This window comes from Streptomyces sp. A3M-1-3 (genome assembly GCF_024213665.1).
In the GTDB taxonomy this organism is placed as follows: Bacteria; Actinomycetota; Actinomycetes; order Streptomycetales; family Streptomycetaceae; genus Streptomyces.
Genome location: NZ_JANAVP010000042.1, coordinates 33,959 through 51,747 on the forward strand (window position 1 = coordinate 33,959; position 17,789 = coordinate 51,747).

The window sequence follows — 17,789 nt, forward strand, 5'->3', positions numbered from 1 at the left end:
TCATCCCGATGTCACATCGTCGTATTGGCCCACGGTGATCTCCGGTTCCGGGCCGACTGCGTTGAGGTTCAGTTGGGTCTGCGCGCGGGTCTCGGCCAGGACCATGCGGTTGGCATCGTCACGGACGGTGGAGGGGAGGCCGTCGAGGGCGCCGATGGAGGCGGGGTAGAGGGTGGCGTATTCGTCGCGCTGTTCCTGGGGCAGGCCCTTCCACCACGCGGCGTTCTCGGCCGGGGACTTGTCCTTCGGGATCTTGTTGTCGTCGGCGTACTTGCCGGCTGCCTGCTGGACGTTCTTGGTGTCCTGGGCGGCATCCGCGAGCATTTTGTCGTCGACGACCAGACCGGAGGTGGTCTTGAGTTTGCGCAGGACGCCCGCGTACCGGCCGTCGATCTCGTTGGCTTCCCGGATCGCGTCCGCTATGCGTTCGGCGATGTCCTCTGCCTTGCCCTTGTTGGGGTCGGCGCCGCCCTCGCCGGCGCCGGGCAGGAGGGGGACAGCGGCGCCGGGGGTGGCGGTGCCGGTGCCGGAGGCAGGCACCTGCACGAAGGACGGGGAGACGGGGTACTCGAGGGATCCGTCGGGGTGGACGGTGAACTTCAGGTTCTCGGCGTCCTCCAGCGCCTGCTTCAGCTTCTTCTGCGGGGCGGCGAGTTCGGCGGCAAGGCCGTTCAGCGAGGTACGGATCAGCCCGCACTCGGTGTGGATGTACTGGTAGTTGCGGCTGAGCCGTGCCAGGTCCGCAGTGGCCTTGGTGGCGGTCTCGCCCTTCTGGGTTCGCGAATCTTGGCGAGCATCTCGTTGTCGACGCGGTCCTTGGCACTGTTCGCGCTGGAGCTGACCTTGCCCCAGCCGTCCGCATCGTCCTCGTACTCTGAGAGCTTCACATCCCGCAGTTGCTGCCATGTGGGCATGAAGGATCAGCCCCGGTTCTTCGGCTGCTGAGGCATGGCTGCCTTGATCTTCTGCCTGGTCGCGGTCTCTCGCTCGCCGAAGTCCTTGCCCGCGCTCCGGAGGGCGCCCTCAAGCCGCGCGCATTCGTCACGCACAGAGGTGAGTCGGTCCTTCCAGCCGGTGCGAACCTCCGTCACGGCGGCCGTGGCGGTGAAGCCCTCCGTGCCGCCCGCGACACCTTCGCCCGATGTTTCAAGCTCGGTCAGGGCGGTGGCGGTCCGCAAGGCGCCCGCGACACCGCCGGCACTGGCCCAAGGGGCCTGGTCGGCCTTGAGGTCGGGACCGCCTTTACCGCCGCCTCCCGCACCGTCCGCGGACGCCAGGGTCATGCCCGTTCTGGAGCCCTCCCCACCGAACAGCTCCTCCCAATTCCCATTGAGCGCCGTGCGTTTACTCCCCGTTGTTGCCTTATCGCTCCCGTGAACCTAGCAACAGGGGGGCGCTCGAGCGGGGGCTGGGATCGCAGATGAGCATGTGTGCGTGTGCGAAATGAGTACGCGTAACTCAGTTTGGATCGATTTGGTGGCCCAGGGCTCGCTGTTGGTCTTGAGCTCGGGAGCGCCGACATCGGCTCCGCCGCCAGGAGGCTCCGTCGAGGCCGGTTTCTCTGCTGGGAGCCGAGAGACGCGCTCACGCGCTCCTAACACGTGTGCGCGAGACGCACAGCTAGCGCAGAACGCGCGTCGCTACCACGAGCGCACCAACGACGGAGGGGGTAACCATGCGAGTCATCAGGGTTGTCACGACGGTGCAGGAGTACAACGTGCCCGACGGGTTTGATTCGTGGCCTGCCGCGAGCCAGCGTAACTCCCTGGCAGAGCTGGAAGGCAAGGGAGGTTACAAGGAGCTCCCTCACACCGAGAGCTATTCGTACCCGGAGCTGGTCAAGAACGCGGCCGGCGGCGCCTGAGCCAGCGCAGACAACAGAGCCCCGAGACTCATCGGCGTTGGCAGCCACTCGTGGAGTGGGCCAGAGTCTCTGGGCTCTCGTCTGTGGGGTCACTCGTCGTATGGCGGGATGCGCAGGCCTCGGCTCTCTGAGACGCGGAGCGCGTCGGCCAGGCACTCGGCGAGACGCTGGGCAAGGAACAGTGCCTCATCGACCGCGAGTCGTTCGCTGGCGGTGAGCATCGCCCGGGAGAGCGTCAAGACCTCGGCTCCCGTGCTGAGTTGCGTGGCCTCGATGTCGTCGGCGAGCCGGGAGAGCATGGTGGAGGTGCCGTCGGTCACGAGGAGCGCGGGCTTGCCTTCCGGGCCCGTCCACGGCAGTAGCCGGAGCTGGCTGCTCATGACGCCACCCCCAGGAAGTCGATTCCCGCTGTCGCGAGAACCAGCGCCGTACGCCGGTCCCTCTGTCGTCGCCGCTCCTGGTCTCGCTCGTGCTGGACGAGGTAGGGCCGGACGAGCGGGAAGCCGTCGGCCTCGATCACGTCCGCGGGACGGGGTGAGCGGGGAGTGGGGAGGGGACGCGGGACGCGTCGCGGGGTGTGCTGTGTCAGTGCCGGGGTGGACGGCTGTGTCGGCGCGAGGCAAGCGCGGCGCTTGCCGGTAGACGGCGTAAGCCACGGGAGAAGGGCAGCCAGTAGGGTTCGCACTGTCGGTCACTCCTTGGGTGATCGGCCATGCCCCGGGACGGTTGCCTCCGTCGCCGGGGTCCTGACTTGTGGTGCCTGGTCCTGCGTGGCTTCGAGTATACGCGTATTCGCGCATTCGCGGTCGCGTGATCACGCAGATTCGCGGACGCTGAGGGTATGGATCTTGACCGTGGCAAACCTGTGTGGCCCCAGGTTGCGGACGAGCTGCGCCGCCGAATCGACGCGGGTGCCTACGCACCGGGCGAGAGGTTCCCTGCCGTGGTGGATCTTGCGTCGGAGTTCGATGTTGCCGCGTCAACGATCCAGAAGGCTGTGGCCGCCCTGCGCGAAGAGGGCAGGCTCTACACCGTGCTGGGGCAAGGCTCGTTCGTCGCGGACAAGTAGTGGGGCGGTGTGGAACGTCGGAGCGACGGAGTCGAGCCGAGCTGTCCCACACCACCCCGTGAGCTGCTACTGATCCGGTCAGTGTCAGAAGCTGTTGTCTTTCCGGGCATGGTTGTTGAGTTCTTGCTGGTGAGGCATGGCATCGGTTGCTGTGCGGCAGGGGTGACACGTTGTGTCGTCTCTTCGGTGGAGGTGCCGGATGCCGTCGGTGATGGGGTTGTTGGAGGAGCGGGAGCTGGCTGCCCGGCAGCGGGTGGAGTCGCTGCGGGAGGAGATGGATCAGCTTATGGCCGTGCTGTGTGACGCGGAGGCCACCTGGCAGCGGATGGTGATCACGCGGGAGACGGTGAGCGAGGTGTTGTCCGGGCCGGGTGAGCTGGATGCGGTGGAGGCTTCGGCCGGGGATGCCCGGCCGGCGATGCCGGGCCCGAGGCCGGGGAAGGCCGAGCGCGATATCTGGCAGGCGATCAGCCTGCTGGAGAGCGTTACGGACCTGCTGCTAAGGGCGCGGCTCCAGGCCGCGTTGATCCTCCAGTTGTCGGGTGCGACGCTTCCCGCGCCCGATGCGAGCGGAATGCGTGCGGGCGTCGTGTCGTAGAGGCCGTGACCGGAATCGAACCGGCGTAACTCGCTTTGCAGGCGAGTCCCTCAACCACTCGGGCACACGGCCGTGTGCTCTTCAGCACGTCGACCGTAGGGGCCGCCGCCGTGGGTGCTCAAGGGATCCGCGCAGCCTGCAACGCGACTGCCATACGCCGTTCACACTCGGCGCTCGGCGCGCTGCGGCGGTGGGTCGTACGACCAATGGACGAGGCCGGGTCCCGACTCGCGACAGGGGCCAGCCCGTACCACGCCCCTTACCCTGGGCCCATGAGCGCCCTGGAGCCACGCGACGCCGAGGTCGCGACCGAACCGACCGCCGCCCCGCCGCCGCCGCCGCAGGGCGGCATCCTCGCCGCGTCCCATCGTGCGCTCAGCATCGGCATCATCTCCGTCGTCCTCCTCATCGCCTTCGAAGCGACCGCCGTCGGTACCGCCATGCCCGTCGCCGCCCGCGAGCTGCACGGCATCTCGCTGTACGCCTTCGCCTTCTCCGGGTACTTCACCACCAGCCTCTTCGGCATGGTCCTCGCCGGGCAGTGGGCCGACCGCCGCGGTCCCCTCGGCCCGCTGGCCGCCGGCATCAGCGGCTTCGCCGCCGGACTGCTCCTCTCCGGTACGGCCGGGACCATGTGGCTGTTCGTGCTGGGCCGAGCCGTCCAGGGGCTCGGCGGCGGACTCGTCATCGTCGCGCTGTACGTCGTCGTCAGCCGGGCCTATCCGGAGCGGCTGCGGCCCGCGATCATGGCCGCGTTCGCCGCGAGCTGGGTGATCCCGTCCGTGGTCGGGCCGCTCGCGTCCGGCACCATCACCGAACACCTCGGCTGGCGCTGGGTCTTCGTCGGCATCCCGGTCCTGGTCGTCCTGCCGCTCGCGCTCGCGCTGCCCGCGATCCGGCGTACGGCCTCCGGCCCCGCCGACCCCTCGGTGCCCGCACCGCCCCTCGACCGGCGGCGGATCCGGCTGGCGCTCGGCATCTCGCTGGGCGCGGGCCTGCTGCAGTACGCCGCGCAGGACCTGCGGTGGCTCTCCGTCGTGCCCGGTGCGGCGGGCGCCGCGCTGCTCGTACCGGCCGTGTTCGGTCTGCTGCCGCGCGGTACGTACCGGGCCGCGCGCGGACTGCCGTCCGTCGTGCTGCTGCGCGGCATCGCGGCCGGGTCGTTCATCGCCGCCGAGAGTTTCGTCCCGCTGATGCTCGTCACCCAGCGCGGCCTGTCCCCGACCCTCGCCGGTCTGTCCCTCGCGGTCGGCGGTGCGACCTGGGCGTTCGGTTCGTACGTCCAGTCGCGCCCCCGCGTCGAGCCGTACCGCGAGCGGCTGATGTCCCTGGGCATGGTGCTGGTCGCGGCGGCCATCGCGGCCGCGCCGAGCGTCCTGATCCCGGCGGTGCCGGTGTGGGTGGTCGGGGTCGCGTGGGGCGTCGGCTGCTTCGGGATGGGTACGGTCATCGCGTCCAGCAGCGTGCTGCTGCTGAAGCTGTCGGCCCCGGACGAGGCGGGCGCGAACTCGGCCGCCCTGCAGATCTCGGACGGCCTGTCGAATGTGATGCTGCTGGCCGCGGGCGGCGCGGCGTTCGCCGCGCTGGGCGGCGGCTCGGTGGGTACGCATGGCGCGGCGGGCGCCGTCGGCTCGCACCCGGCCGCTTTCGCCGCCGTCTTCCTCCCGATGGCGGTGGTGGCGCTGGTGGGGGCGTGGGTGGCGACCCGGCTTCGGGCGAGGACGGATGGCGTGGTACCACTTTGACCCTACGAATGGTACCGTGATGGTATGGCTATGAACCTGCGGTTGCGCGATGACCAGCAAGACGCCCTCAAGCTCCGTGCCGAGGAGGAGGGCCGCAGCATGCACGCCATAGTGCTTCAGGCGATCGACCGGTATCTGGAACAGGAGGCGGACCGTGAGTCTGTCCGCAAGCTCGGTGCCAAGTACGCGGTTCGTCACGCGGACCTGCTGCGAAGGCTGGGGGAGTAGGTGAAGTACCTGACGGTCCCGGAGGTCCTGGACTTGGCGGAACTCGCCTGCGGGGGCCAGCAGATCGCGGTGCGCGATCTGGGCCTGCTCAGCTCGGCGGTGCACCGTCCCCAATCCCAGATGTTCGGCATCGAGGCGTATACCGACCTCTTCGAGAAGGCTGCCGCGCTGCTCCAGTCGCTTGCCGTGAACCACCCGCTGGTGGACGGCAACAAGCGCATGGCGTGGATGTGCACGGTCGTTTTCCTCGACTTCAATGGCACCGAAATGGCCGACGTGGACCAGGACGAGTCGTACAAACTCGTCATCGAGGTGGCCACGGGTGACCTCGATGACGTCGTGCTCATCGCGCGACGGCTACGCGGACTGCATGAAGCGATGTGAGGTGAGTCGCACCCCGGTCCGGTCCCGCGTCGTTCGGCCGGGCCGGGCCGCCGCCCACCGGTAGGGTGGCCCGGTTGTCGTACATGAGCTCGCGCATGGCCAAACCTGCCGTGCGCGTAAGCCCGTACATCCGAGAGCCCCGAACCGGAGACCGTGACTACTACCGCCTCCCACCACCTCTCACCCGCCTTCCCCGGCCGTGCCCCCTGGGGTACGGCCGGCAAGCTGCGCGCCTGGCAGCAGGCCGCCATGGACCGGTATATCCAGGAGCAGCCGCGCGACTTCCTCGCGGTCGCGACGCCCGGCGCCGGCAAGACCACGTTCGCGCTGACCCTCGCGTCCTGGCTGCTGCACCACCACGTCGTGCAGCAGGTCACGGTCGTCGCGCCCACCGAGCACCTGAAGAAGCAGTGGGCGGAGGCGGCTGCCCGGATAGGGATCAAGCTCGATCCGGACTACTCGGCGGGGCCGCTGAGCAAGGAGTACCACGGGGTCGCGGTCACGTACGCCGGCGTCGGAGTACGGCCGATGCTGCACCGCAACCGCAGTGAGCAGCGCAAGACCCTGGTCATCCTGGACGAGATCCACCACGCCGGTGACTCGAAGTCCTGGGGCGAGGCGTGCCTGGAGGCGTTCGACCCGGCGACGCGGCGGCTCGCGCTCACCGGTACGCCCTTCCGGTCCGACACCAACCCCATTCCCTTTGTCGCCTATGAAGAGGGGAACGACGGGATTCGGCGGTCGTCCGCCGACTACACCTACGGGTACGGCAACGCCCTCGGCGACGGGGTCGTCCGGCCCGTCATCTTCCTCTCCTACAGCGGCAACATGCGCTGGCGCACCAAGGCCGGCGACGAGATCGCCGCGCGCCTCGGCGAGCCGATGACGAAGGACGCGATCTCGCAGGCGTGGCGCACCGCGCTGGACGCGCGCGGCGACTGGATGCCGAATGTCCTCAAGGCCGCCGACCAGCGGCTGACCGAGGTCAGGAAGGGCATCCCGGACGCGGGCGGGCTGGTCATCGCGACCGACCAGGACTCGGCGCGCGCGTACGCGAAGCTGATCCGCGAGATCACCGGGTCCAAGGCGACGGTGGTGCTGTCGGACGACACCGGCGCGTCCAAGCGCATCGACGACTTCGCGGCCTCCGAGGACCGTTGGATGGTCGCGGTCCGGATGGTGTCGGAAGGCGTCGACGTGCCGCGCCTCGCGGTCGGCGTGTACGCGACGACGATCTCGACCCCGCTGTTCTTCGCGCAGGCGGTGGGCCGTTTCGTACGGTCGAGGCGGCGCGGCGAGACGGCGTCGGTCTTCCTGCCGACCATCCCGACACTCCTCGGCTTCGCCACCGAGATGGAGGTCGAGCGCGACCACGTCCTCGACAAGCCGAAGAAGGACGGCGAGGAGGACCCGTACGCCGAGTCCGAGCAGGAGATGGACGAGGCGAACAAGGAGCAGGACGAGGACACCGGCGAGCAGGACATGCTGCCCTTCGAGGCGCTGGAGTCCGATGCCGTCTTCGACCGGGTGCTGTACGACGGCGCCGAGTTCGGCATGCAGGCGCACCCGGGCAGCGAGGAGGAGCGCGACTACCTGGGGATTCCGGGGCTGCTGGAGCCCGACCAGGTGCAGATGCTGCTCCAGAAGCGGCAGGCCCGGCAGATCGCGCACAGCCGGCGCAAGCCGGATGCGGAGGCCGACCTGCTGGAGCTGCCGGCCGAGCGGCGGCCGGTGGTCTCGCACAAGGAGCTGCTGGAGCTGCGGAAGTCGCTGAACACGATGGTCGGCGCGTACGTCCACCAGAGCGGCAAGCCGCACGGTGTGATCCACACCGAGCTGCGCCGGGTGTGCGGAGGCCCGCCGAGCGCGGAGGCCACCGCGGGGCAGATCCGGGAGCGGATCAAGAAGGTCCAGGAGTGGGCCACCCGCATGAAGTGACGCCTGTTCGAGGAGAACGGGGCCCGTCCGTATGAGGTGACGCCCGTCCGGCGAGAACGGGGGCCCGTCCGCATGAAGTGGCGCCCGTCCCACTGAAGTGATGCCCGTCCGACGAGAACCGGGGCCCGTACGGAGAAACATACGGGCCCCGCTCCTTTGTAGCCACCAGAGCTCCGAACATTGGCCGCAAACCGGGATGAATCCCCCTGCCACGCCCGGATTCTGGACGAGGGCTTCCGCTCAGCGGACCGGGCTCGCTACTGTCCCCGCAACGCAAACGCCCCGTGGCAGCGCCGCCGCGGAGCGCAGCCGGTGCCATGGCCTTGCCGGCGGCCTCTCCGCGCGTCGCCGATGGGACCGGTGTCGCATCCCCGTGAGAGATCCCGCCGCACTCACCAAAGAGGGAGAGGGCGTCGTGACCGCGGAGACCTCCCAGACGCTCGACCGGGGACTGCGTGTCCTCAAACTGCTCGCCGACACCGACCACGGCCTGACCGTCACCGAGTTGTCCAACAAACTCGGCGTCAACCGCACGGTCGTCTACCGGCTGCTCGCCACCCTGGAGCAGCACGCCCTCGTCCGCCGCGACCTGGGCGGGCGCGCCCGCGTCGGCCTGGGCGTACTGCGCCTGGGCCGTCAGGTCCATCCGCTGGTACGGGAGGCCGCGCTGCCCGCGCTGCGCTCCCTCGCCGAAGACATAGGTGCCACCGCGCACTTGACGCTCGTGGACGGTACGGAGGCCCTCGCGGTCGCCGTCGTCGAACCGACCTGGACCGACTACCACGTCGCCTACCGGGCCGGCTTCCGCCACCCGCTGGACCGCGGTGCCGCGGGCCGGGCGATCCTCGCCGCCCGCCAGGGCGGACTGGCCGAACCCGGCTACACCCTCACCCACGGCGAACTGGAGGCCGGCGCCAGCGGCGCGGCCGCCCCGCTGCTCGGCATCACGGGCCTGGAGGGCAGCGTGGGTGTGGTGATGCTCGCTGACTCCGTCCCGGAACGGGTCGGTCCGCGGGTGGTGGACGCGGCCCGCGAGGTCACGGACGCCCTGCGCTGAGGGCGCCCGTCCCGGCGCGCCCGAGCCGGCCGGGCGGCGAGTGAGCCGAAGGGGCGAGCCTGTGCCGAAAGGGAGTGGGGTTCCCCCGGACGAAGTCCGGGGGAACACGGAAGCCGTGAGGAACGAGCGGTCGAGCACGGTCGACCGTCGGCGCAGGCGCAAGGCGCCCCGGAGGTGAACCGAGCCTCAAACCAGGAGCGGCCGATACATTGGCCGGGTGCTCACACGCCTCTCCCGCCCCCGCGCCCTCGCCGTCAGCGCCGTCCCGGTGCTCGCGCTCTTCGTGGTCGCGGCCTTCGCCCCGCTGCCCTTCTCGCTCGCGCAGCCCGGCCTGACCGCGAACGTACTCGGCCGGCAGGACGGCAAGCCGGTCATCACCATCAGCGGTGCGCCCACCCGTAAGACGACCGGGCAGCTGCGGATGACGACGATCGTGGCGACCGGGCCGTCCGCCGAGGTGGACCTCGGGGACGTGGTCGACAGCTGGTTCAGGACCGACCGGGCCGTGATGCCGCGCGAGGCCGTCTATCCGTCCGGCGGCAGCGACGCGGAGATCGAGCAGTACAACGTCGAGCAGATGGAGAAGTCGCAGAGCATCGCGACCACCGCCGCCCTCCACTACCTCCGCAAGGACCCGGACGAGGTGAAGGTGACCCTCGAACTGGCGGACGTCGGCGGACCGAGCGCGGGCCTGCTCTTCTCCCTCGGCATCATCGACAAGCTCGACGGCGACGGCTCCGGCGCCGACCTCACCGGCGGAAGGAACATCGCCGGTACGGGGACCATCACCGCCGACGGCAAGGTCGGCGCGGTCGGCGGCGTGGCCCTCAAGACGCAGGCGGCGAAGCGGGACGGCGCGACCGTGTTCCTGGTGCCGAGGGCCGAGTGCGCGGACGCCAGGTCCGAGCTGCCCGCCGGGCTGCGGCTGATCCCCGTCACGACACTCGAGGGCACGGTGTCTGCTCTGCGGGCGCTCCGGACGGGCGGCTCGGTCCCGAGCTGCTGAGGGCCGCGTCAGGAGTACGGTCCATCTGCCGCCAGGACGGGAACACCGCCGGGCCGAGCGTGGCCAGGAAGTACAGCCCGCCGAGCGCGAGCAGCGCCGTGGCCAGACCCGCCTCCTCGATCAGGAAGCCGGCCGCCAGCCCGCCGAGGGGCGTGGTCATCAGCACCCTGGCCGTGGACACGCCCATGTACCGGCTGCGCAGCTCCTCCGGTACGCGCTCGTACACGACCGTGGTGAGGATCGGGTTGAGCATCCCGGCGGCCAGCCCGCCCGCCGCCATCGTCACGGCGAGCGGCGCCGTGCCGTCCACCAGCGCCGCGACCACGAACCGCGGCAGCCCGCAGAGCAGGAACGCGACGGTGAACAGGGCGCGTCGCGGGAAGCGGTGCCCGACCGCGCCGTAGAGCAGCGCACCGAGCAGCGCGCAGCCGCCGAACACCGCGACCAGCAGGCCGAGATCGGGCGCCCCGCCGAGGTTGTCCTTGGCGTGTACGGGCAGCAGGACCGCGCTCCAGCCCTGGTCGAGGCCGTTGGTGGCCATCACCATCACGACGATGGCCAGCAGCAGCCGTGAGCGCAGCAGAAAGACGTACCCCTCCCGCAGATCGGCGCGGTACGCCTTGAGGGATACGGGCGCCGCGTCCCGCAGCGGCTCGGCGGCACGTACTCCCCGTACCCCGCCCGCGATCAGCAGCGCGGAGAGCCCGAACGTCAGGGCGTCCAGCAGCAGTACCGCCTCTGCGCCGATCAGCGCGATCAGTACGCCGGCCAGCGCGGCCCCCGCCATCCGGGCCCCGCGCGAGACCGCGTCGAACAGGCTCGCGGCGCGGGCCAGGGTCGTGCCCGCCCGGCCCGCGAGGTCCGGGACGAGGACGTAGCGGGCGGTCTCGCCGGGCGCGTGGAACAGGCCGGTGACGGCCATCAGTGCGCAGAGCATCCAGAACTCGAGCGCCCCGGCGTAGTGCAGCACCGGGATCGAACCGATGGCGAGCGCGCACACCAGGTCGGAGGCGACGCTGATCCGGCGGCGGCCGACGCGGTCGATGACCGGCCCGCCGAAGATCGCGGAGACGACCACCGGCAGGGTCGCGCAGAAGGCGACCAGCCCGGCCTTGCCGGGGCTGCCGGTGGTCTGGAGCGCGAACCACGGGACGCCGATCAGGGTGAGTGAATTGCCGGTGATCGAGACGGCGTTGGCGGCGAGGACGCCGGCCAGCGGCCGCCGGTCGCGTATCTCTTCGGCGTCCTCTGTTCCCCCGTCGACTCCCTCCACCCCCTCGCCCCCCCGACTCCCGCCTCGACTGTCCGCTCGCCCCCCCTCGGCGGTCATGCGCCACAGAGTTGCAACGGAGTCGTTGCAAGGGTTCTTGGCAACGACTCCTTTGCAGGATTGGGATCGGTCAATCCTCCAGCGGGTGGCTCCACTTGAGGCCCGGGAAGCGCGCGAACCCCCGGTCGGCGCTGTAGAACGTCGAGCCGGACTCGATGGCGAGCGCCGCGAAATAGGCGTCGGGTACGAGGTTCCCCCGTGCGCCGACCTTGCGGCAGAGGTTCTCAAAGATCTCCCAGTGCCGCGGTCCCTCCCGGAGCGGGAGCGCGTTGGGAGCCTTACGCAGCTCCTGCAGGAAGGCGAACGCCTTCTCGGGCGTGCTCGGCCGCTCAAAGATCCGGGGGTTGGTGACCACGCGCAGGAAGCCGCTTGCGACCGTGGAGTTGAAGGCTACCGGCTCGTCGCCGTTGATCCGCTCCTGCAGCCAGGGATGGTAAGTCGTGTACCGCTCGTCCTCCTCCCAGTAGGCGTAAACCAACACGTTGACGTCGCAGAGGATCACGAAAAGTCCTCCATGACTTCCAGGACGGAAGCATTGTCGTCGAGGTTGATGCCGGGCCGCAGCCCGCCCATCCCGCTGTCGGTCGGGAGGGTGACGACATTCCGAGCAGCTGCGACGTCACGGGCGAAGGATGCCCGGATCGCATCCTCTATCACGGCACTCACGGTGATGCGGCGACGAGCCGCGCGAAGCTTCGCTTCCTGCAGAAGGTCCTCGGACAGGTCGACCGTGGTTCTCATGCATCCAAGTGTGCGGCCACTGCATCATGATGCGCAAGTCCGTTTCGGGGGGCGCTCAGTCACGGTCCTCCGCCGCCTGTTCCACCAAAGGGATGATCCGCAGGGGGACGGGGTTCTCCATCACGATCGCCGTGGAGGCCCGCACGATGCCCTCAAACCCCACCACCCGGTCGATCACCCGCTGGAGATCGGCGTTGGACCGGGCGACCAGCCGACACAGCATGTCGCCGTGGCCGGTCGTGGTGTGCAGCTCCAGCACCTCGGGGACCGTGGCCAGATGAGCCCGTACATCCGCGCCCTGCCCCTGTTTGATCTCCAGCGTCGCGAAGGCGGTGACGGGGTAGCCGAGGGCCGCCGGGTCGACCTGCGGGCCGAAGCCGCGGATGACTCCGTTGGACTGAAGCCGGTCGAGCCGCGCCTGTACGGTGCCGCGGGCCACGCCGAGGCGGCGGGACGCCTCCAGCACGCCGATCCGGGGTTCCCGGGCCAGCAGAACGATGAGCCTGCCATCCAGTTCGTCGATCCTCATGGCCCGTCTCCCGATGGTCATCCTGTACAGAAAGCCCGGCGATCCTGCTCCTCCATTAAGCAGCTTGTCCAGCCGAACAACAAACTCTTGCGCACCTTGCGGATCGGAGAGAGTCTGCCGCCATGACTGAGACCATGGATCACATCCCGGGCACCGCGCGCAAGGCAGACCCCTTCCCGGTCAAGGGAATGGACGCCGTCGTCTTCGCCGTGGGCAACGCCAAGCAGGCCGCGCACTTCTACTCGACCGCCTTCGGTATGAAGCTCGTCGCGTACTCCGGACCGGAGAACGGCAGCCGCGAGACCGCCAGTTACGTCCTGACGAACGGCGCCGCCCGCTTCGTGTTCACCTCCGTCATCAAGGCATCCACCGACCACGGCCGGTTCCTGGCCGAGCACGTCGCCGAGCACGGTGACGGCGTCGTCGACCTCGCCATCGAGGTGCCGGACGCACGGGCCGCGTACGAGTACGCCACCGCCCACGGTGCGCGGGGCCTGGCGGAGCCGTACGAGCTCAAGGACGAGCAGGGGGTTGTCGTCCTCGCCGCCATCGCGACGTACGGCAAGACCCGGCACACCCTCGTCGACCGCTCCGGCTACGACGGGCCGTACCTGCCCGGCTTCGTCGCCGCCGACCCGATGGTCGAGCCGCCCGCCAAGCGCACCTTCCAGGCCATCGACCACTGCGTGGGCAACGTCGAGCTCGGCAAGATGAACGAGTGGGTGGCGTTCTACAACAACGTCATGGGCTTCACCAACATGAAGGAGTTCGTGGGCGACGACATCGCCACCGAATACTCCGCGCTCATGTCGAAGGTCGTCGCCGACGGCACGCTCAAGGTGAAGTTCCCGATCAACGAGCCGGCGATCGCGAAGAAGAAGTCGCAGATCGACGAGTACCTGGAGTTCTACGGCGGCGCGGGCGTCCAGCACATCGCGCTCGCCACGAACGACATCGTCGCGACCGTCCGCTCCATGCGCGCCGCGGGCGTGCGGTTCCTGGACACCCCCGACTCGTACTACGACACGCTCGGCGAGTGGGCCGGTGAGACCCGGGTTCCGGTCGAGACGCTGCGCGAGCTGAAGATCCTCGTCGACCGCGACGAGGACGGCTATCTGCTGCAGATCTTTACCAAGCCGGTCCAGGACCGTCCGACCGTGTTCTTCGAGATGATCGAGCGGCACGGCTCGATGGGCTTCGGCAAGGGCAACTTCAAGGCCCTCTTCGAGGCCATCGAGCGCGAGCAGGAGAAGCGCGGCAACCTCTGAGCGTCATCTCCTGACCGCATCGTCTGACCGTCCCGTCTTCACGCAGCCCCGCGGCCCCACGGACCTGACCCGTGGGGCCGCGGGCATGTCGGTCGCCGCGCTACTGCCCTGCTGACGGCTGCTGCTGCGCAGGCGGCGGCGCCGCCGGCCTGATCGGCGCCGTGGAGGACGGGCTGGACTGCCCGGCTCCCTGCGAGGGCGGCTGCGCCTGCTGGGGCCGCGGCTGCTGAGGCTGCGCCTGCTGAGGCTGCGCCTGCTGGGGCTGCTGGGGCCGCGGTTGCGGTGACGGCTGCTGTTGTTGCTGCTGCTGGGGCTGTTGCTGAGGCTGCTGTCCCGTAGCCGTCTGCGGCTCCGCCGGCTGCAGAGCCGTCCCGGGGGCCGGGCTCTGCGTCCCCTGCATGTTCTCGGGGCCGCCCGGTGGGGGTTCGCCCACGTGGTCCAGCGCCTCCAGGGCCAGCGGCGCCCGCAGCGGCGAGAAGCGCGGGTTCGTCCGCAGCGCCTCGTCGAGGTGCCGCCGGGCCGCCCCGTGCAGGCCGAGCGCCCGCTCGATCAGGCCGCGGTGGTACGCGAAGTCCGCGCTCCGCAGCCCCGCGTTCGTCGCCTTCTTGGCGAAGACGAGCGCCCGCTCGTGCTTCCCCTGCTGGTAGAGCGCCCACCCCAGCGCGTCCGCCACGTGCATGCTCTTGTGCCTCTTCCACTCCGCCGAGAGCCGCCGTGCGGCCGCCGCCGGGTCGCCGTGGTCGGCTTCGAACAGACCGAGCGTCAGCTCTTCGCTCACCCCGTGGGTGGCGGACCGGGCGATCTGGGCCCGCAGCAGGTCGTACGGCTCCCGGGCCTCCTCCGCGCGGCCCAGCGACTCCAGCAGCTCGCCCAGTTCCAGCGCGTACTGCGGCACCGGCGCCCGCTTCAGCGCGGTCCGGTAGTCCTTCACCGCCTCGCCGGAGCGGTCGAGCGCGGCCAGCGTCCTGGCCCGGCCGCCGAGCGCCTGATGACGTGTGGGGTCGGTGCGCAGCGCGCTCTCGAAGTGGCGCAGGGCCTCCTCCGGCTCCCCGCGCTCCCACGACAGCTCGCCCAGCCGGTACATGCTGTCCGCCTTCTCCGTGGGCGAGCCGGCCGCCCCTGCTGCCTGCTGCATGGCGGCGGCGGCGTCCTCCCGCCAGCCCCGGTCGCGGTACACCTGCGCCACGCTGGTGTACGCCAACGTCCCCGGCCGCAGCGCGACGAGCTTCTCCATCGCCTTCCCGGCGGCCGGGTACTCGCCGAGGCCGGAGTACGCGTCGATGAGCACCGGGTACGCCGCCCAGCGGCCCGGCGACTGGGCCCGGACCAGCTCGCCCCACCTCTTCGCCGTCCCGAAGTCGTGCCGGGCGTTGGCGAGCGCCCCCATGCCCACGACCGCTTCAATGTTGCCCTTCTCCAGCGGCTTCGCCGCCAGTGAGCGCTGCAGCGCCCGCTCGGCCGGCGGGTAGTTCGCGGAGTCGGCGGTCCGGCGGGCCCGCTCCAGATACGCCGAGCCGAGTACCGCCCACGACCCGCTGTCCTCCGGGTGCGTGCGCAGCCACGCCTCCCGGTCGCCGATCAGCGCCGTCAGGTCCTGGACGGCCGCCGGGGAGCCCGCGCCCACGGCGGACAGGGCCCGCTCCTCGGGCTTCGGGGACTGCGGGGCGTCCGGTTCCGCCGGTCTGATCACCAGCGCGCCCGCGATGAGGACGGCCGCCACCGCCGTGGTGAGCAGTGTCCGGCGGGCGCTGAAGGTGCGGAGACCGGACCTGGGGGAGGGGCCGGGGGAAGTCTGCGGGTCTTTTGCCACGTCCACGACGGAACTCCTCGGGAGGAAACGCACGGATGTCCTACTGTGCGTCAATAGGAAGAGCGCACGGGTGCAGGCGAACCGGAACGCATACGGGTTCACACCGATGGCCGTCCGGTGCCACGCTGGGACCATGGACGATCTTCAGTCGCGCCTGCGCGCGGGCCTGCCGGACGAAGCCCTCATCACCGACCCTGATGTGATGGCCTCGTACGCGAACGACATGGCGAGCTTCTGCGCGTCCGGGACCCCGGCCGTGGTCGTCCTGCCCCGCACGGTCGAGCAGGTCCAGCACGTCATGCGGACCGCGACCGAGCTACGCGTCCCGGTCGTCCCGCAGGGCGCCCGTACCGGCCTGTCGGGTGCGGCCAACGCCTCCGACGGCTGCATCGTGCTCTCCCTGGTCAAGATGGACCGGATTCTGGAGATCAGCCCCGTCGACCGGATCGCGGTCGTCGAGCCGGGCGTCGTCAACGCCGTCCTCTCCCGCGCGGTGGCCGAGCACGGCCTGTACTACCCGCCGGACCCCTCCAGTTGGGAGATGTGCACGATCGGCGGGAACATCGGCACCGCCTCCGGCGGGCTGTGCTGCGTCAAGTACGGCGTCACCGCCGAGTACGTCCTCGGCCTCGACGTCGTCCTGGCCGACGGCCGTCTGCTGAGCACCGGCCGCCGCACCGCCAAGGGCGTCGCCGGCTACGACCTCACCCGGCTGTTCGTCGGCTCCGAGGGCAGCCTCGGCATCGTCGTCCGCGCGGTCCTCGCCCTCAAGCCCACCCCTCCGCAGCAGCTCGCGCTCGCCGCCGAGTTCCCCTCCGCGGCCGCCGCGTGCGAGGCCGTCTGCGAGATCATGCGGCTCGGCCACGTCCCGTCCCTGCTCGAACTGATGGACCGTACGACCATCCAGGCCGTCAACAAGATGGCGCAGATGGGCCTGCCGGAGTCCACCGAGGCGCTGCTGCTCGCCGCTTTCGACACCCCGGACCCCGCGAGCGATCTGGCCGCCGTCGGCGAGCTCTGCACGGCCGCGGGCGCCACGCAGGTCGTCCCCGCCGAGGACGCGGCCGAGTCCGAACTCCTCCTCCAGGCACGGCGGATGTCCCTCACCGCACTGGAGACCATCAAGTCCGCGACGATGATCGACGACGTGTGCGTGCCCCGCTCCCAGCTCGGTGCGATGCTGGAGGGCACCTCCGCCATCGCCGAGAAGTACGACCTCACCATCGGCGTGTGCGCCCACGCGGGTGACGGCAACACCCACCCCGTCGTCTGTTTCGACGCCGCGGACCCCGACGAGTCACGGCGCGCCCGCGAGTCCTTCGACGAGATCATGGCGCTGGGCCTGCACCTGGGCGGCACGATCACCGGCGAGCACGGTGTCGGCGTACTGAAGAAGGACTGGCTGGCCCGCGAACTGGGTCCGGTGGGGGTCGAGTTGCAGCGCGGCATCAAGCAGACGTTCGACCCGCTCGGACTGCTCAACCCCGGCAAGCTCTTCTGATCCCCCGGACACCTGTACCGCATCCGGCCGCGGCCTCACACCTCCCCCTCGGTGGACTCGTCGGACGGCCACGGGTCGCTCAGCCACAGCTCGTCGCGCCCGCCGGGAGCGGGCGCGAGCAGCTCCACCAGGCCGTCGTCGATACAGAGCTGCCCGGTCTCGGTGCCCGGCGGGACCACCCGCAGTGTCCGCTCCAGCCAGGCCGACACCGCCGCCGTCGGCGCTTCGAGCAGCGCGTCGCCCTCGGGTGAGCTGAGTGCCATGCACAGGACACTGCGCGCGTCGACCTTCGTGGGCCAGATCCGGACATCGCCGTGCCCGCACGGCCGGAACACCCCCTCGACCAGCAGCTCGCGGGCGAAGGTCCAGTGGACGGGTGAGTCGGAGCCGACGTGGAAGGTGATGTGTACGGCGTACGGGTCGCCGGTGCGATAGGCCAGCCGGGCCGGGACGGGGATGCTGCGCTCGGGCGACAGCACCAGCTCGATCTCCAGCTCGCGTTCCACCACGGTGTGCATGAGGTGCGTCCTCTCCTGTACGCGGGCCCCGAAGCGGGCCGGCACTGGGGGAGAGCGGGCCGGCCGCCGGCTATGACGCGACTTCCGGCGGAAGTTTCCCTGGGGCCCTAAGGGCTGTCCCGCCCTTAGGGGGTGTCCGGCCGATCATGCCGGGCTCCCGTCGCTCCCCCAGCTACCTCCCCCAGCTACCGCTGGGGGTGCCC

20 protein-coding genes and 1 tRNA gene are annotated in these 17,789 nt (G+C 70.3%); 11 read left to right on the forward strand and 10 right to left on the reverse strand.

Annotation, left to right across the window (positions count from 1 at the left end):
* Positions 1 to 906 carry a hypothetical protein gene (locus NLX86_RS31675; protein ID WP_254375261.1) on the reverse strand — a complete coding sequence of 302 codons (906 nt, stop codon included), beginning with the start codon at positions 904 to 906 and terminating at the stop codon, positions 1 to 3.
* Between the two features lie 14 nt (positions 907 to 920).
* Positions 921 to 1,283, reverse strand: coding sequence for a hypothetical protein (locus NLX86_RS31680; RefSeq protein ID WP_254375262.1), 363 nt, complete (start codon positions 1,281 to 1,283; stop codon positions 921 to 923).
* A 392-nt stretch (positions 1,284 to 1,675) separates the two neighbouring features.
* Between NLX86_RS31680 and NLX86_RS31685 the strand changes: the two genes are divergently transcribed.
* The gene (locus NLX86_RS31685; RefSeq protein ID WP_254375263.1) at positions 1,676 to 1,864 is read left to right on the forward strand and encodes a hypothetical protein; all 189 of its coding nucleotides are present in this window, start codon (positions 1,676 to 1,678) and stop codon (positions 1,862 to 1,864) included.
* 89 nt (positions 1,865 to 1,953) lie between these two features.
* On the opposite strand, the gene NLX86_RS31690 is transcribed toward NLX86_RS31685, so the two are convergent.
* The gene (locus NLX86_RS31690; RefSeq protein WP_254375264.1) at positions 1,954 to 2,244 is read right to left on the reverse strand and encodes a hypothetical protein; all 291 of its coding nucleotides are present in this window, start codon (positions 2,242 to 2,244) and stop codon (positions 1,954 to 1,956) included.
* Positions 2,245 to 2,705: 461 nt separating this feature from the next.
* Here NLX86_RS31690 and NLX86_RS31695 point away from each other — a divergent pair, with 461 nt between their 5' ends.
* Positions 2,706 to 2,933 (forward strand): GntR family transcriptional regulator, encoded by a 228-nt coding sequence (locus tag NLX86_RS31695; RefSeq protein WP_254375265.1) that lies wholly within the window; start codon positions 2,706 to 2,708, stop codon positions 2,931 to 2,933.
* A 199-nt stretch (positions 2,934 to 3,132) separates the two neighbouring features.
* On the forward strand, positions 3,133 to 3,531 hold the full coding sequence (locus NLX86_RS31700) for a hypothetical protein (protein ID WP_254375266.1): 399 nt from the start codon (positions 3,133 to 3,135) through the stop codon (positions 3,529 to 3,531).
* Here NLX86_RS31700 and NLX86_RS31705 read toward each other — a convergent pair.
* Positions 3,532 to 3,603: transfer RNA gene (locus NLX86_RS31705), tRNA-Cys, on the reverse strand.
* 200 nt (positions 3,604 to 3,803) lie between these two features.
* Between NLX86_RS31705 and NLX86_RS31710 the strand changes: the two genes are divergently transcribed.
* From NLX86_RS31710 to NLX86_RS31735, 6 genes are all read left to right on the forward strand, one after another.
* Positions 3,804 to 5,276, forward strand: a complete 1,473-nt coding sequence (locus NLX86_RS31710; RefSeq protein ID WP_254375267.1) for an MFS transporter — start codon at positions 3,804 to 3,806, stop codon at positions 5,274 to 5,276.
* Between the two features lie 30 nt (positions 5,277 to 5,306).
* Positions 5,307 to 5,504 (forward strand): Arc family DNA-binding protein, encoded by a 198-nt coding sequence (locus NLX86_RS31715; RefSeq protein ID WP_254375283.1) that lies wholly within the window; start codon positions 5,307 to 5,309, stop codon positions 5,502 to 5,504.
* Complete coding sequence (locus NLX86_RS31720) at positions 5,505 to 5,888, forward strand: type II toxin-antitoxin system death-on-curing family toxin (RefSeq protein WP_254375268.1); 384 nt, start codon at positions 5,505 to 5,507, stop codon at positions 5,886 to 5,888. It abuts the gene before it with no gap.
* A 153-nt stretch (positions 5,889 to 6,041) separates the two neighbouring features.
* Positions 6,042 to 7,826, forward strand: coding sequence for a DEAD/DEAH box helicase (locus tag NLX86_RS31725; RefSeq protein WP_254375269.1), 1,785 nt, complete (start codon positions 6,042 to 6,044; stop codon positions 7,824 to 7,826).
* Positions 7,827 to 8,241: 415 nt separating this feature from the next.
* A complete protein-coding gene (locus NLX86_RS31730; protein ID WP_254375270.1) occupies positions 8,242 to 8,883 on the forward strand; it encodes an IclR family transcriptional regulator in 642 nt (213 codons plus the stop codon).
* A gap of 217 nt (positions 8,884 to 9,100) precedes the next feature.
* Positions 9,101 to 9,889: a S16 family serine protease gene (locus NLX86_RS31735; protein WP_254375271.1), complete on the forward strand. Its 789-nt coding sequence runs from the start codon at positions 9,101 to 9,103 to the stop codon at positions 9,887 to 9,889.
* Here the strand turns inward: NLX86_RS31735 and NLX86_RS31740 are convergent.
* From NLX86_RS31740 to NLX86_RS31755, 4 genes are all read right to left on the reverse strand, one after another.
* Positions 9,819 to 11,123, reverse strand: coding sequence for an MFS transporter (locus NLX86_RS31740; protein ID WP_254375284.1), 1,305 nt, complete (start codon positions 11,121 to 11,123; stop codon positions 9,819 to 9,821). The genes NLX86_RS31735 and NLX86_RS31740 overlap by 71 nt on opposite strands.
* Before the next feature lie 166 nt (positions 11,124 to 11,289).
* Positions 11,290 to 11,721 carry a type II toxin-antitoxin system VapC family toxin gene (locus NLX86_RS31745; RefSeq protein ID WP_254375272.1) on the reverse strand — a complete coding sequence of 144 codons (432 nt, stop codon included), beginning with the start codon at positions 11,719 to 11,721 and terminating at the stop codon, positions 11,290 to 11,292.
* Positions 11,718 to 11,960: a CopG family transcriptional regulator gene (locus tag NLX86_RS31750; RefSeq protein WP_254375273.1), complete on the reverse strand. Its 243-nt coding sequence runs from the start codon at positions 11,958 to 11,960 to the stop codon at positions 11,718 to 11,720. Before NLX86_RS31750 ends, NLX86_RS31745 begins: the two co-directional genes overlap by 4 nt.
* A 55-nt stretch (positions 11,961 to 12,015) precedes the next feature.
* A complete protein-coding gene (locus tag NLX86_RS31755; RefSeq protein ID WP_254375274.1) occupies positions 12,016 to 12,489 on the reverse strand; it encodes an Lrp/AsnC family transcriptional regulator in 474 nt (157 codons plus the stop codon).
* Positions 12,490 to 12,611: 122 nt separating this feature from the next.
* On the opposite strand from NLX86_RS31755, the gene hppD reads away from it, so the two are divergent.
* Entirely contained in the window at positions 12,612 to 13,757 is a 1,146-nt protein-coding gene (gene hppD, locus NLX86_RS31760; protein ID WP_254375275.1) for a 4-hydroxyphenylpyruvate dioxygenase, read from the forward strand.
* Between the two features lie 100 nt (positions 13,758 to 13,857).
* Here hppD and NLX86_RS31765 read toward each other — a convergent pair whose 3' ends face one another.
* The gene (locus tag NLX86_RS31765; RefSeq protein WP_254375276.1) at positions 13,858 to 15,573 is read right to left on the reverse strand and encodes a tetratricopeptide repeat protein; all 1,716 of its coding nucleotides are present in this window, start codon (positions 15,571 to 15,573) and stop codon (positions 13,858 to 13,860) included.
* Positions 15,574 to 15,700: 127 nt separating this feature from the next.
* Here NLX86_RS31765 and NLX86_RS31770 point away from each other — a divergent pair, with 127 nt between their 5' ends.
* Complete coding sequence (locus tag NLX86_RS31770) at positions 15,701 to 17,068, forward strand: FAD-binding oxidoreductase (protein WP_254375277.1); 1,368 nt, start codon at positions 15,701 to 15,703, stop codon at positions 17,066 to 17,068.
* A gap of 35 nt (positions 17,069 to 17,103) precedes the next feature.
* Here the strand turns inward: NLX86_RS31770 and NLX86_RS31775 are convergent, their stop codons facing one another.
* Positions 17,104 to 17,586 carry an SsgA family sporulation/cell division regulator gene (locus tag NLX86_RS31775; protein WP_254375278.1) on the reverse strand — a complete coding sequence of 161 codons (483 nt, stop codon included), beginning with the start codon at positions 17,584 to 17,586 and terminating at the stop codon, positions 17,104 to 17,106.
* Positions 17,587 to 17,789 lie beyond the last annotated feature (203 nt).

Coding starts and splice junctions, on each gene's coding strand:
- NLX86_RS31675 (WP_254375261.1), bottom strand. CDS start 906: ATGGCAGCAACTGCGGGATGTGAAGCTCTCAGAGTACGAGGACGATGC.
- NLX86_RS31680 (WP_254375262.1), bottom strand. CDS start 1,283: ATGACCCTGGCGTCCGCGGACGGTGCGGGAGGCGGCGGTAAAGGCGGT.
- NLX86_RS31685 (WP_254375263.1), top strand. CDS start 1,676: ATGCGAGTCATCAGGGTTGTCACGACGGTGCAGGAGTACAACGTGCCC.
- NLX86_RS31690 (WP_254375264.1), bottom strand. CDS start 2,244: ATGAGCAGCCAGCTCCGGCTACTGCCGTGGACGGGCCCGGAAGGCAAG.
- NLX86_RS31695 (WP_254375265.1), top strand. CDS start 2,706: ATGGATCTTGACCGTGGCAAACCTGTGTGGCCCCAGGTTGCGGACGAG.
- NLX86_RS31700 (WP_254375266.1), top strand. CDS start 3,133: ATGCCGTCGGTGATGGGGTTGTTGGAGGAGCGGGAGCTGGCTGCCCGG.
- NLX86_RS31710 (WP_254375267.1), top strand. CDS start 3,804: ATGAGCGCCCTGGAGCCACGCGACGCCGAGGTCGCGACCGAACCGACC.
- NLX86_RS31715 (WP_254375283.1), top strand. CDS start 5,307: ATGAACCTGCGGTTGCGCGATGACCAGCAAGACGCCCTCAAGCTCCGT.
- NLX86_RS31750 (WP_254375273.1), bottom strand. CDS start 11,960: ATGAGAACCACGGTCGACCTGTCCGAGGACCTTCTGCAGGAAGCGAAG.
- NLX86_RS31755 (WP_254375274.1), bottom strand. CDS start 12,489: ATGAGGATCGACGAACTGGATGGCAGGCTCATCGTTCTGCTGGCCCGG.
- hppD (WP_254375275.1), top strand. CDS start 12,612: ATGACTGAGACCATGGATCACATCCCGGGCACCGCGCGCAAGGCAGAC.
- NLX86_RS31770 (WP_254375277.1), top strand. CDS start 15,701: ATGGACGATCTTCAGTCGCGCCTGCGCGCGGGCCTGCCGGACGAAGCC.
- NLX86_RS31775 (WP_254375278.1), bottom strand. CDS start 17,586: ATGCACACCGTGGTGGAACGCGAGCTGGAGATCGAGCTGGTGCTGTCG.